Genomic DNA, 12,722 nt, shown 5'->3' with positions numbered 1-12,722 from the left:
CCCGCCACTACCCAGGGCTACGCCCACCTGCTGGTGTGGCTCTCGAGCTTCGGTGCGGTCACCGCGGTGGGTGTCGAGGGTACCGGGACCTACGGCGCCGGCCTGGCCCGCAGCCTGGCCGCACACGGCATCCAGGTCATCGAGATCGATCGACCCGACCGGCGCACACGTCGCACTCACGGCAAGTCCGACCCCATCGATGCCATCAGCGCCGCGCGAGCGGTGCTGGCCGGCACCGCCACCGGGATCCCGAAGACCCGCACCGGGCCAGTCGAGGCCCTGCGCGCGCTGAAAGTCGCCCGCCGCGGGGCCATCAAGGCCCGCTCGGCGGCCCTGAACCAGCTCCACGGGCTGATCACCTCAGCACCTCAAGAGGTTCGCACCCCACTCGAGGGACTCACGATCCACGCTGTCACGACACGTTGCGCGAGGTTCCGCATCGACCCCGGCCGCATCACCGACCCCACCCACGCCACCCGCGCCGCGTTACGCGCGATCGCGCGTCGCATCACCGACCTCACCGAGGAGATCACCACCCTTGATCACCTCATGGGCCCGCTGGTCCAGGACCTCGCGCCGCGACTGCTGTCGCTGCACGGCATCGGGATCCAGGTCGCAGCCCAACTGCTCATCACCGCCGGCGACAACCCCGAACGTCTGCGTTCAGAGGCCGCTTTCGCGCACCTGTGCGGAGCTGCGCCACTACCAGCCAGCAGTGGCCGCACCGACCGCCACCGCCTGAACCGAGGAGGTGACAGGGCAGGCAACAACGCCCTGCACACCATCGTCGTGGTCCGGCTCAAGGCCCACCCCGCGACCGTGGCCTACCGCGAGCGACGCACCCAGCAAGGCCTCACGAAGAAAGAAATCATCCGCTGCCTCAAACGCAACATCGTCCGCGAAGTCCTACCAGCCCTCCTCGCCGACATCGAGGACTACACCAGCCACCACCACCGCCCAGACACCACTCGCATGGCTTGACCTCTATAGGAGCATCGTTCGTCGCCGGCGCTCCTCGCTGCTCAACCACCGAAAGGCTGTCGTGGGTCGAGCCCGAGAAGCGCAAGCGACGAGACGTCGAGACCCCACCGTCCGACGTGCCGACGGTCGCAGGCACCCCACCGGGTCTCGACGGGTGTTCGGCCCTGGCGGCCCTCGCGGCTCGACCACCATTCTGGGAGAGACCCCTATCGGATGGCCAAACGTTTGACCACACCAGGAACGACCTCCGCCGAACGGCCTCCCAGGCACCCCACCGGGACTCGACGGGCGTTCGTCGAGACCCCACCGGGTGTCGCCACCCTCGGGCCTGGTGGCCCTGTCGGCTCGGCCACCGACCAGGGAGAGACCCCTGTCAGATGGCCAAACGTCTGACCACCCCAGGAACGACTTCCGCCGAACGGCCTCCAGGCACCGCACCGGGACTCGACGGGCGTTCGTCGCCGGCGCTCCTCGCTGCTCGACCAGCGACGTGAGCGAACGGTCCGCGATGACCACGCGACACCACCCGATCGACCCATGCGCGGACCAGGACGCGTTCTTTACCTTGGTCGCGTGCCGCGCCGCCTGAGCCTCCTCGTGATGCTGCTGGCTGCCCTGGCCACGGTCGCCCCGAGCATGACGGTGGGCACGACCAGCTCCGCGACCACGGTAACGCCCGTCACGACGGACAACCCGCTGGCGGGCCGGACGTGGGGCGTCTACCGCGGGGACGCCGAGCTGGCGTGGGAGCCCTACGAGCGCGCAACCGGGCAGCGCAAGGCGCTCCTGGCCAGGATCGCGCTGCAGCCGAAGAGCAAGTGGTTCGGCGACTGGATCGGCGACGACGAGATCGCGGGCAGGGTGCGCGACTACGTGGCGTCGGCGACCGGGGGCGACCCCGAGGTGCTGGTGCCGATGACCGTCTTCCGGATGATGCCCTGGGAGCAGGAGGCCTGCACGCGGCTGCCGACGAAGGCCGAGAAGGCCAGCTACCGCCGCTGGATCACCCGCTTCGCGGGCGCCCTGGGCGACACCCACACGCTGATGGTGCTGCAGCCCGACGGGCCGTTCGCCCGGTGCGCGCCCGGCGGGTCGAAGGTCCCGGCGCGACTGGTCGCCTGGGCGGCGCGCACGTTCGCCGCGCTCCCGCACACCCACGTCTACCTCGACGCGGGCGCGGCCGACTGGCTCCGCGTCGAGGACGCCGTGCAGCTCCTCGTCGACCTGGGCGTCGAGCACGTCCGCGGCTTCGCGCTCAACACCACGCACTACGACGCGACGTCGTCGCAGATCACCTATGGCGCCGAGGTGGTCGCGGGGCTGGCCGACCGGGGTCTCCCGGGCAAGCACTTCGTCGTCGACACCACGCAGAACGGTCGCCCCTTCACCCACGCGCAGTGGGAGGCCCGCCCGCAGGGCCAACCCTTCGACGACGCCGCGACGTGCCGCACCCCGACCGGCCGGCGCTGCGTCACGTTGGGCATCCCCCCGACCGCCGACGTCACCGCCGCCGCGTGGGGCCTGTCGGGCCGGGTGCGCGCGCTCGCCGCCGAGCACGTGGACGGCTTCGTCTGGACCGGGCGCCCCTGGCTGCACCAGCAGAGCCAGCCCTTCGACCTCAGGCGCGCGCTCGCGGTCGCCCGCACCACGCCCTACCAGTGACTCAGCGCTGGAGCAGCCGCCCCGTGCCGTTGGTCAGCTTGACGACGTAGAAGCCGGAGTTGCCGTCGGTGTACCAGACCGAGCGACGCTTGACGTCCCACGCCGGCTGCGACAGGGCGTTGGCTCCGGTCTTGATCGGGATCGCGCTCTGGACGGGCTGGTTGAAGTAGCCCAGCTCGCGCGGGTGCTTGAGGTCGCGGATGTCGAAGATCCTCAGGCCCGAGCCGATCATCGAGCACGCGACGACCAACGGGTCCTGCTGGTAGGGCGCCGAGCAGTAGTGCCCCGCGTAGCCGCCGACGGGGCTGCTGGCCCCCGGGTCGTTGAAGGCCCGGCGGCGAGCGGCCGGCTGGTGGACCGCGAGGCGCAGGTTGGAGACGACGACCGGCCGACGCGGGTCGGTGACGTCGATGATCCGCGCGGCCCCGACCTCCGCGCCGGCGAAGTCGGTGAGGCCGAAGTTGGCGAACTCGTCGACCTGGAGCAGGTAGTCGCGCTTGCCGCGTCGGAACGGCTGGGACACCTGCGGGATGGACGCCTCGCGCCACACCAGGTCAGACAGCACGGAGATCGAGGGGTTCGGCTCGCGGTCCTGGATCTCGCTGACGTCGATGATGCGCAGGCCCTGTCCGGGGAAGGTGCCGTCGGAGACGTCGTTGCCGATGTTGGCGGCATACATCGTGCGACCGTCGGGCGAGAGCCGCATCCCGTGGAAGTTGACACCGAGCTGGGTGAAGACGGGACGCGGCAGGGTCGGGTCGGTGACGTCGATCGCGACCAGCGTCTGTCCGACCGTGCTGGAGGCGTAGAACGTCCTCCCGTCGGGCGACCAGCCGCTCTCGTGGCCCAGCACTGCGGCCGGGGTCGACGAGAGCAGGCGCGGGCGCCGGCAGTCGGTGCGCACGTCGTAGAGGTCGAGGATGCCGGCGTTGGTCGAGGCGTTGCCGAGCACGGCTCCCATCAGGCCACGGCGGTCGTTGATCAGCAGCGACTCGTGCGGGCTCAGCATGGCCGGCGACGTGAGGGTCGCCGTGCGACGGGGCTTGGCCGGGTCGGTCATGTCGAGCACGACGACCCCGAAGCCGGACTGCACCTGGAAGGGAGCGTCGAGCGGGAAGAGCCGGGTGGAGTCGTAGTAGGCGCAGGTGCGGCCGGTCCTGTCCGTGTAACGCAGCACCTTGAAGCCACCGGTGGCGCCCTCGTGGGAGACCTGTCGGGTGTTGCACTGATAACCCCGACGGACGCGACCGTTGTCGTAGTCGCGGGTGGGGACCCGGCCCTGGACGTCGGTCTCCGGGCGGGCACCGGGCCCGCAGGTCGCCTCCGGGACGCTGGGCGGGAACGGCGACGACTCCGCGCTCAGCAACCCCGCGACGGACAGCCCCGAGAAGCAGGCGGCAAGGCTGACGGCGGCGACGAGCAGGCGTCGTACGGCGGTGGCGCGGGCCGGCGTCGCGGAGGTAGTGGCTGTGCCAGTGGCAGTGTCGGTCGTCACCATGACGACCTCAACGACCCAGCGCCCTCCGCGTCATGTCACCCGGAGATCTTGTCCAACTTGCGGACGGTCTCCTCGAACTCGCTGACCAGGTCGGCCATCACCTCGGCCACGGGCCGCACCTCGTTCATCCGCCCGACGATCTGCCCCACGGGCATCGAGATGACGTCGGGGTCGTTGGCCGCGGTGATCCGGTTGTGCGCCTCGGCGACCAGCAGGTTCTGCAGGGGCATCGGAAGCGGCGACGGCGCACCGTCCTCGGCCCAGGCCTCGGTCCACTTGGTCTTGAGCAGTCGCGCCGGCTTGCCGGTGTAGACGCGGGTGCGCACGGTGTCGCTGCTGGTGGCCCGGGTGAAGGCGGTCTCCCAGGCCTCGCTGTTGTTGTTGCCCATGCCGCGGTACTCCTCGGTGCCGAGCCACAGCGAGCCCATCCACACGCCCTGCGCGCCGAGGGCCATCGAGGCGGCGATCTGGCGACCGGAGCCGATGCCGCCCGCGCCGAGGACGGGCACGTCGGGCCCCACGGCGTCGACAACGTCGGGGGTCAGCACCATGCTGGCCACCTCGCCGGTGTGCCCGCCGGCCTCGTAGCCCTGCGCGATGATGATGTCCACGCCGTTGGCGACGTGGCTGAGCGCGTGCTTGGCGGCGCCGGCCAGGGCTCCGATCTTGATGCCGTGCTCGTGGCACTTGTCGATGACGTCCTTGGGCGGCGAGCCCAGGGCGTTGGCGATGAAGACCGGCCGGTGCTTGAGCGCGACGTCGAGGTGCGAGCGGGCGATCGAGTGCAGCCAGCCGAGCACGCCGTCGCGGCCCTCACCCTCGGGCAGCGGAGGCACACCGAGCTGGAGCAGGGTGCGCTCCACGAACGAGATGTGCTCGTCGGGGATCATCGCCTTGAGGTCGACCGACGTGCCCTCGGTCGGGATCTTCATGGGCATCACGATGTCGACGCCGTAGGGCTTGCCGTCGGTGTTGTCGTCGAGCCAGGTCAGGACCCGCTCGAGCTCCTCGGTGTCGTTGAAGCGCACGCAGCCGAGCACCCCGAGGCCCCCGGCGCGCGAGACCGCGGCCGCGACGTGCTCGGAGGGGGTGAAGGCGAAGATCGGGTACTCGATGCCGAAGGCATCACACAGCGGACTGCGCATCAGGCACCTGCTCCTGCGGTCTGGCCGGCGAGCGCCAGCTCCTTGGCCCTGGGGTACTGAGCCTTGCCGGTGGCGTTGCGCGGGATCTCGTGGACGATCGTCAGCGCCCGCGGCAGCTTGTAGCCCGAGAGCGAACCGCGGAGGAACTCCCGCAGCGACTCGAGCGTGACGTCGTGGCCCTCCCGGGGCTGGACGACGGCCGCGACGGTCTGGCCGTACTTCTCGTCGGGCAGCCCGACCACGAGGCAGTCGTAGACGCCGGGGTGGCCCTTGATCGCCATCTCGACCTCCTCGGGGTAGACCTTCTCGCCGCCGGTGTTGACGCAGTTGGAGCCGCGGCCGAGCAGGGTCACCCGGCCGTCGGTCTCGATGCGCGCGAAGTCGCCCGGCACGGAGTAGCGCTCACCGTCGATCTGGAGGAACGTCTTGGCCGACTTCTCCGGGTCCTTGTAGTAGCCCACGGGCACCGAGCCGCCCCGACCGAGGCGGCCGATCTTGCCGACGTTGGTCGCCAGGTCGAGCACGTGGCCGTCGTCGCCGATGACGACGCTGGCCGGGCCCAGCCCGACGACCGGGCCGTCGCTGCTGATCGAGTCCTTGTCCTGCATGCCCATGCCCTGGAAGCCGGTCTCCGAGGCGCCGACGGAGTCGGTGAAGATCGAGTTGGGGAAGGCGGCCATCCACCGCTTCTTCACCGGTGGGCTGAAGATCGCCGCACTGCTGGAGATCGCGAAGAGGCTCGACCCGTCGTAGGGCGTGCCGGTCGCTGCCTTGCGCTCGAACTCCTCGATCAGCGGGCGGGCCATCGCGTCACCGGTCATGAAGATCAGCTGGACGCCCTCGCGCTCGATGGTCTCCCAGGTGCGCTGCGCGTCGAACTTCGGCTCGAGGACCGTCAGGTGCCCGGCGAAGAGGTGCATGAGGAGCCCGGCCTGGGCGCCGCCGTGCATCAGCGGGCTGAGTGGGAAGGTCGTCATGCGACCGTCGAGCTTGGCCTGCTCGGACTGGTCCATCTCGGAGAGCGGCTCGCCGGTGTAGAAGTCGATGCCGCCGCCGAGCACCCGCCAGAAGTCCTCGTGGCGCCACATGACGCCCTTGGGGAAGCCGGTCGTGCCGCCGGTGTAGATGATGTGCAGGTCGTCGTTGCTGCGCGGCCCGAAGTCGCGCTCGTCGCTCTGGTCGGCGACGGCGTCGGCGAGCAGCACCCCGTCGTACGACGACACGTCGGCCTGGCTGTCGGGCTCGAGGATGTCGGGGATGACGACGAAGGTCGTCAGCTTCTCGTGCTTGGGCGCGCAGGCCGCCACCAGCGGGGCGTAGCTGCGCTCGTGGATCAGTGCCACGACGTCGGCGTTGTCGAAGAGGTAGTTGAGCTCGCCCTCGACGTAGCGGTAGTTGACGTTGATGTTGACGGCGCGGATCTTGACGACCGCCAGCACGGCGACCACGTGCTCCACGCTATTCTTGGCGTAGACAGCGACATGGTCGCCCGGCTGGACGCCCTGGGCCTGGAGGTAGTGCGCGAGCCGGTTGGCGTCGCGCTCCAGCTCGGCGTAGGTGACCGTCCGGTCCCCCACCTTCAGGGCGGGCTTCTCGGGCGCGGCGTCGACGGCGTGTTCGAAGAGGTCAGCGATATTGTGGGCCACGACGCGAGACTAGAACACGTTCTTGTTTTTCGCTAGCCTCACGCCATGACCAGCACCGATACCCCCCTCGACGCCTCTCCCGACGCACCCCACTGCCTCGTCGAGCAGGTCGGCCACAAGCTCGTGGTGACGATGAACCGCCCGGAGTCGCGCAACGCGCTCTCCGGCGAGATGCTCGAGATCATGAGCGCGGCCTGGGACCGGGTGAACTCCGACGACTCGATCCGGGTCTGCATCCTCACCGGTGCGGGCGGCTACTTCTGCGCCGGCGCGGACCTCAAGTCGATGTCCAAGAAGCCGCCGTCGGAGAGCTTCGAGTCGGGTGAGTACGACCCGTCGGTCATCAAGGGACTGCTCAAGGGCTTCCGGCTGACCAAGCCGCTCATCGCGGCGGTCGAGGGTCCGGCGATCGCCGGCGGCACCGAGATCCTCCAGGGCACCGACATCCGCGTCGCCGGTGAGTCCGCGCGCTTCGGGGTGGCCGAGGCCCGGTGGAGCCTCTACCCGATGGGGGGCTCGGCCGTGCGGCTGATCCGTCAGATGCCCTACACCGTGGCTGCCGAGCTGCTGCTGACCGGACGCCAGATGAAGGCGCCCGAGGCCAAGGAGGTCGGCCTGATCGGCCACGTCGTCCCCGACGGCACGGCCCTGGAGAAGGCCCACGAGATCGCGGACCTGATCGCCGCCAACGGCCCGATCGCCGTCCAGGCCATCCTCAGGACCATGCGCGACTCCGAGGGCAAGCACGAGGACGACTGCTGGCAGGACGACGCCCGCGTCGGCGCCGCGGTCTTCGCCTCGAACGACGCGAAGGAGGGGCCCCGGGCGTTCGCGGAGAAGCGCGCCCCCCGGTTCACCAACAGCTGAGCATCAACCCACCGAGCGCTCGCCGGTCCAGTAGGTCGCGCGCAGGGCCTTCTTGTCCGGCTTGCCGAGTCCCGTCAGCGGCAGCGCGTCGGTCGCGATGATCTGCTTGGGGGCCTGCACCGCGCCCTTGCGGTCCTTGACCATCTGCTTGATCTCGGCGTCCACCTCGTCGGTGAGCTCGGCGCCCGGCCGGAGCACGACGATCGCGGTCACCGCCTCGCCCCACTTCTCGTCAGGCGTGCCGATGACGCCGACCTGGGCGATCGCCGGGTGCTCCGCGACGACGTCCTCGACCTCGCGGGGGAAGACGTTGAAGCCGCCCGTGACGATCATGTCCTTGGTGCGGTCGACGATGTACCAGAACCCGTCCTCGTCCTCGCGCGCCACGTCCCCGGTGTGCATCCAGCCGTCGCGGAACGTCTCGGCGGTCTCGTCGGGCAGGTTCCAGTAGCCACCCGCGAGCAGCGACCCCGACACGCAGATCTCCCCCGGCTCCCCCACCGGCACCGGCTGGCCGTCCTCGCCGAGCAGCGCCGTGCGGATGAACGCGCTCGGGCGACCGCACGAGGACAGCCGCGCGTCGCCTCCGCCCACGTGGTCGCCCTTCGCCAGGTAGGTGATCACCATCGGCGCCTCGGACTGGCCGTAGTACTGCGCGAAGATCGGCCCGAAGCGGTCGATCGCCTCCTTGAGCCGCACCGGGTTGATCGCCGAGGCGCCGTAGTAGACGGTCTCGAGCGAGGACAGGTCGCGGGTGTGCGAGTCGGGGTGGTCCATCAACGCGTAGAGCATCGACGGCACCAGCATGGTCGCGGTGATCTTCTGCTCCTCGATCGTGCGCAGCACCTCCGCGGGGTCGAAGCGCGAGAGCACGTAGAGCGACCCGCCCTTGATCACCGTGGGCACGAAGAACGCCGCACCCGCGTGCGACAGCGGCGTGCACATCAGGAAGCGCGGATTCTCCGGCCACTCCCACTCGGCCAGCTGCACCTGGGTCATCGTCGCCATCGCCGCCGACGTGCCGATCACACCCTTGGGCTTGCCGGTGGTGCCGCCGGTGTAGGTGATCGAGACGATGTGGTCGGGCGGCAGGACCTTGGCGGTCAGGGGCACGGCGTCGTACGACGCGGCGGCGGCGACGAGGTCCGTGCCGATGTGGGCGAGCTCGTCGGGCACCGGCCCGATCGTCAGCACCTGGGTCAGGCCCGGGCACTTCTCCAGGAGCGCGAGCGCCCGCTCGGTGAAGTAGGGGTCGATGATCAGCGCCGTGATGCCGGCGTCGTTGATGACGTAGGCGTGGTCGTCGGCCGAGCCGAGCGGGTGCAGCGAGGTGCGCCGGAAGCCCTGCGTCTGACCGGCGCCCAGGATGAAGAGCACCTCCGGCCGGTTGAGCGCCAACAGCGCCGCCGACGTGCCGGTGCCCGCTGCCAGCGCCTCGAAGGCCTGCACGTAGCGGCTCATCTGGTCGGCGACCTCCCCACCCTTGAGCGTGGTGTCGCCGAGGTACATGACGTCCTTGTCGCGGTGGCGCTTCAGCGCCGCCACCATCAGGTTGCCGTTGTGGGTGCCGGTGCGCATCGTGTCGGTGTCGGTCACGCGGAGCACACTAGAACGTGTTCTAGGAATGGGCAACGACCCGTCCGCCCCGACCTCAGGGTCGAGGCACCTCGACGCTCCACCGCTCGCGCCGCTCGGCGTCGGTCTGCTCCCACCAGGGCGGCTGGCCGCGCTCCCCGAGGGCGACCTTCGCCGCCTGGACGCCGTCTCGGGAGGTGCGCTCCTCATCGGTGCCGCGGGTGCGGCGCACGTCGCGGCGCCAGGCCATCAGGATGTCGGTCAGCTCCTGACGTCGCGCCTCCGGGATGGCCGGGTCGGTGGCCCGCCACCTGCGGCCGTCGATCACCAGGTAGCGCCCGTCATCGGTGGGCTCGGGCTCGCCGCTCACGCGTCGGCGGCACCCTCGCGCCGCTCGTGCAGTCGCTGCTGGGCGGCGTCGAGGTAGTCGAGGCAGGGAGCCTCGGCGCCGGGGTGCTTCTCGACGAGGTGGAAGGTCCAGCGGTCCATCGCGGCCATGTAGCCGTTGTCCTCGCCGGCGCGGTAGGCCGACCACTTCGCCGGCGCCTTGGCCACGCACTCGGTGCAGCTGATCTTGTAGACGAACTGCTGGCTGCCGTCGACGTCGATCCTCACCGTCGCCAGCGGCCCCGCCTCGGACCGGGCCTTGCGCTCGCGCGCGGACCTGCTCGCCACCATGTCGCTGCCCCTTCCTCGGTGCTGTCCCTCAACCACTGCCGGAGGTCGCGAGCCTACGCGGGAGCCTCGAGGCCACCGAGCACGGCCAGCCGTGCCAGTCCGGGACCGGTGTGCTCCGCCAGGGCCGCGCGCGCGGCGTCGAGCGCGGCGGAGCCGGGCTGGTCCGGTGCGACGCGAGCGGGGTTGAGAGCCACGGTGTCGGCCCAGGCCTTGATGTCCGGCTCGGCGCCGAAGGCCGCGGAGGCGCGCATGCCCAGCACGTTCATCCGCGCCCAGTCGACGAGCGAGTTGCCGTAGGACGACGGCGGGCAGAGCCGGTTCTTCTCGGCGTCGTCGTCGCGCGTCGCCTCGACGTAGCCCGCCAGTGCCGCGCCGAAGCACGGGAAGCCGGCCCGGATCGGCTGCAGCGTGATCGCCTCGGGCGACCAGATCGGCAGCCGCGGCGGGTTCTTCAGCCCGTCGGCGGCGCAGTTGACGACCAGCGCGTCGTCGGCGATCACCACGGAGCCCTCGGCCAGGTCGAGGCGACCGCGACGCACGCTGCCGACGTGCCCGGCTCGTACGACGTCCTCGACGGTGCGGAGCAGGTCGAGCTCCCACGTGCCGAGCGTCGGCGCCTTGGCCATCGAGGGCGTGACCGTGGGGTCGACGCGCAGCATGATCCCGGCGTCCTCCAGGTCGAGGAACAGCCCGTCCAGCCTGTCCGCGTCGGCGGAGAGACGCATCATCTCGGCGACCATGCCCAGGTAGGTCGCAGGGTCGGGCTGGACCAGCGCGCGGTTGAGCATCCACGGGTCGCGTGGCCGCACCCAGCAGATCGCGTCTGGGTCGACCCCCCGACCCAGCAGCCACACGACCGCGTCCGTGGCGGTCTTGCCGGAGCCGACCACGACGTGCTGGCTCGGCGACTCCTGCCACCCGACCAGCTCGTTGACGGGGATGACGCGGGCGCCGTCGGCGACCCCGAAGCGCGGCGGTGTCTCGGCCGGGATCTCGGGGGCGAGGTAGCGCGCGTCCACGACGCGGCAGTGCTCGGGGACCTCGAAGCGCTCGCCGGTCCCGAGCGAGACGAAACCGCGACCACCGGTGTAGTCACAGCCGGTGAAGACCTCGACGCGGCCCGGGCCGACCATGCGGGTGGCGAGGACCTCGTCGTAGTAGGCGCAGATCTCGGTCTGGTCGGCGCGCTGGTGCAGCCCCGCCTCCGGCCCGTCCTGCTGGATCCGGCCGCCGCCGAGCACCGTCGAGGCGACGCCGTAGAACGAGGACGCCTGGTGCAGTCGGACGAAGGGGTAGGCCCCACGCCAGTGACCCCCCACCTCCGCACGCCGGTCGACCATCGCGACGCGGGCGCCGCCGTGGTCGATCAGGGCGTCGGTGAAGGCCATGCCGCTGGCCCCGGCTCCGACGACGAGGTAGTCGACGTCGACGATGTTCTTCACCGCCCAACTCAAGCATGTCCTCGTAACGTCATGCGAGCCGAGGAGTCGCTACCACCATCCGGATGACGTCCGGGCACCGGCCGCTCTACAGGTCGAGGCCGCTGAGGTCCTCCGGCACGTCGACCGCGTGCTGCTGGAGAGTCGCGAGCGGCACCAGGCGGAGCACCGCCTCGTTGGTGGCGGCCAGCACGACCGGGGCGGCCACACCGTCGGCGTGGGCGCGCGCCCAGTTGATGGCGGTGACGCACCAGCGGTCACCGGGCTGGAGGCCGGGGAAGCGGTAGAGCGGCATCGGGGTCGACAGGTCGTTGCCGATGCTGCGCTGGTGCTCGAGGAACTCCGCCGTCGCCACGGCACAGATGGTGTGGCTGCCCTGGTCCTCGGGGCCGGTGTTGCAGCACCCGTCGCGGAAGAAGCCCGTCATGGGCTCGGTGCCGCACTCCTCCAGCTCGCCACCCAGGACGTTGCGCTCGACCACGCCGTCAGCCTAGGGCTAGGCCAGGATCTCCGCGATCGCGTGCACCTCGGCGGCCGAGCGGCACGAGAGCAGCAGCGTGGTCACACCGGTCTCCGCCCACTGCGCGGCCCGCTCCTTGACCTCACCGGCCGTGCCGATGATGTGCATGTCGTCGACCAGCTCGTCGGGGATGAGGGCGGTCGCCTCGTCCTTCTTCCCGCCGAGGAAGAGCTCCTGGACGCGGTCTGCGGTGTCGCCGTAGCCCATCCGTTCGAAGACCATCTTGTGGAAGTTCTGCTCCTTGGCGCCCATGCCGCCCATGTAGAGCGCGACGACCGGCTTCATGCCGTCGATCACGGCCTGCTTCTCGGCGGCGTCGGCGACGACCTGGACGTGGCAGGTGGCAGCGATCTCGAAGTCGGCGCGGGTGCGGCGGGCACCCTCGCGGGCGAAGCCCTCGTCGAGCCACGGCTGGTACATCCCGGCCGACTTGGGCGTGTAGAAGATCGGGATCCAGCCGTCGGCGATCTCGGCGGTCTGCGCGACGTTCTTGGGGCCCTCGGCGCCGAGCCAGATCGGGATGTCGGAGCGCAGCGGGTGCACGATCGGCTTGAGCGGCTTGCCGAGCCCGGTGGCACCCGGCCCGTCGTAGGGCAGGGGGTAGTGCGGGCCGGCGTTGGTGACCTTGTCCTCGCGGGCGAGGACCCGGCGGATGATGTCGACGACCTCGCGGGTGCGGGCCAGCGGCTTGGAGAACGGCTGGCCGTACCA

Annotated in this window: 12 protein-coding genes; 3 read left to right on the top strand and 9 right to left on the bottom strand. The window is 70.6% G+C overall.

The genetic code is table 11. The features are described 5' to 3' along the window. On the top strand, positions 1–981 hold a 981-nt coding region (locus tag RMN98_RS19950), incomplete at its 5' end, for an IS110 family transposase (protein ID WP_309650571.1). A 573-nt stretch (positions 982–1,554) separates the two neighbouring features. After that, a complete protein-coding gene (locus RMN98_RS19945) occupies positions 1,555–2,643 on the top strand; it encodes a glycoside hydrolase family 6 protein (RefSeq protein WP_309650570.1) in 1,089 nt (362 codons plus the stop codon). A gap of 1 nt (position 2,644) precedes the next feature. Here RMN98_RS19945 and RMN98_RS19940 read toward each other — a convergent pair whose 3' ends face one another. The 3 genes from RMN98_RS19940 to RMN98_RS19930 are packed head-to-tail and all read right to left on the bottom strand — an operon-like array spanning position 2,645 to position 6,932. Continuing rightward, complete coding sequence (locus RMN98_RS19940; RefSeq protein WP_309650569.1) at positions 2,645–4,138, bottom strand: hypothetical protein; 1,494 nt, start codon at positions 4,136–4,138, stop codon at positions 2,645–2,647. A 38-nt stretch (positions 4,139–4,176) separates the two neighbouring features. Further along, positions 4,177–5,286: a nitronate monooxygenase family protein gene (locus RMN98_RS19935; protein ID WP_309650568.1), complete on the bottom strand. Its 1,110-nt coding sequence runs from the start codon at positions 5,284–5,286 to the stop codon at positions 4,177–4,179. Further along, positions 5,286–6,932: an acyl-CoA synthetase gene (locus RMN98_RS19930; RefSeq protein ID WP_309650567.1), complete on the bottom strand. Its 1,647-nt coding sequence runs from the start codon at positions 6,930–6,932 to the stop codon at positions 5,286–5,288. The genes RMN98_RS19935 and RMN98_RS19930 overlap by 1 nt, the downstream gene beginning before the upstream one ends. Before the next feature lie 45 nt (positions 6,933–6,977). Here RMN98_RS19930 and RMN98_RS19925 point away from each other — a divergent pair, with 45 nt between their 5' ends. After that, positions 6,978–7,799 carry a crotonase/enoyl-CoA hydratase family protein gene (locus tag RMN98_RS19925; RefSeq protein WP_309650566.1) on the top strand — a complete coding sequence of 274 codons (822 nt, stop codon included), beginning with the start codon at positions 6,978–6,980 and terminating at the stop codon, positions 7,797–7,799. Positions 7,800–7,802: 3 nt separating this feature from the next. Here RMN98_RS19925 and fadD8 read toward each other — a convergent pair whose 3' ends face one another. From fadD8 to RMN98_RS19895, 6 genes are all read right to left on the bottom strand, one after another. Next, positions 7,803–9,395, bottom strand: a complete 1,593-nt coding sequence (fadD8, locus tag RMN98_RS19920; RefSeq protein WP_309650565.1) for a fatty-acid--CoA ligase FadD8 — start codon at positions 9,393–9,395, stop codon at positions 7,803–7,805. A gap of 55 nt (positions 9,396–9,450) precedes the next feature. Then, a complete protein-coding gene (locus RMN98_RS19915; RefSeq protein WP_309650564.1) occupies positions 9,451–9,744 on the bottom strand; it encodes a hypothetical protein in 294 nt (97 codons plus the stop codon). Further along, the gene (locus tag RMN98_RS19910; RefSeq protein WP_309650563.1) at positions 9,741–10,052 is read right to left on the bottom strand and encodes a hypothetical protein; all 312 of its coding nucleotides are present in this window, start codon (positions 10,050–10,052) and stop codon (positions 9,741–9,743) included. Before RMN98_RS19910 ends, RMN98_RS19915 begins: the two co-directional genes overlap by 4 nt. Positions 10,053–10,105: 53 nt before the next feature. Continuing rightward, positions 10,106–11,494: an NAD(P)-binding protein gene (locus tag RMN98_RS19905; protein WP_309650562.1), complete on the bottom strand. Its 1,389-nt coding sequence runs from the start codon at positions 11,492–11,494 to the stop codon at positions 10,106–10,108. 85 nt (positions 11,495–11,579) lie between these two features. Beyond that, positions 11,580–11,972: a DUF2237 domain-containing protein gene (locus tag RMN98_RS19900; RefSeq protein ID WP_309650561.1), complete on the bottom strand. Its 393-nt coding sequence runs from the start codon at positions 11,970–11,972 to the stop codon at positions 11,580–11,582. Positions 11,973–11,987: 15 nt separating this feature from the next. Next, positions 11,988–12,722 (bottom strand): LLM class flavin-dependent oxidoreductase (locus tag RMN98_RS19895; RefSeq protein ID WP_309650560.1); only part of this gene is annotated, 735 nt, incomplete at its 5' end.

It is taken from the genome of Nocardioides sp., assembly GCF_031397825.1.
Classification (GTDB): domain Bacteria; phylum Actinomycetota; class Actinomycetes; order Propionibacteriales; family Nocardioidaceae; genus Nocardioides.
This window is presented reverse-complemented; position numbering and strand designations above follow the sequence as displayed.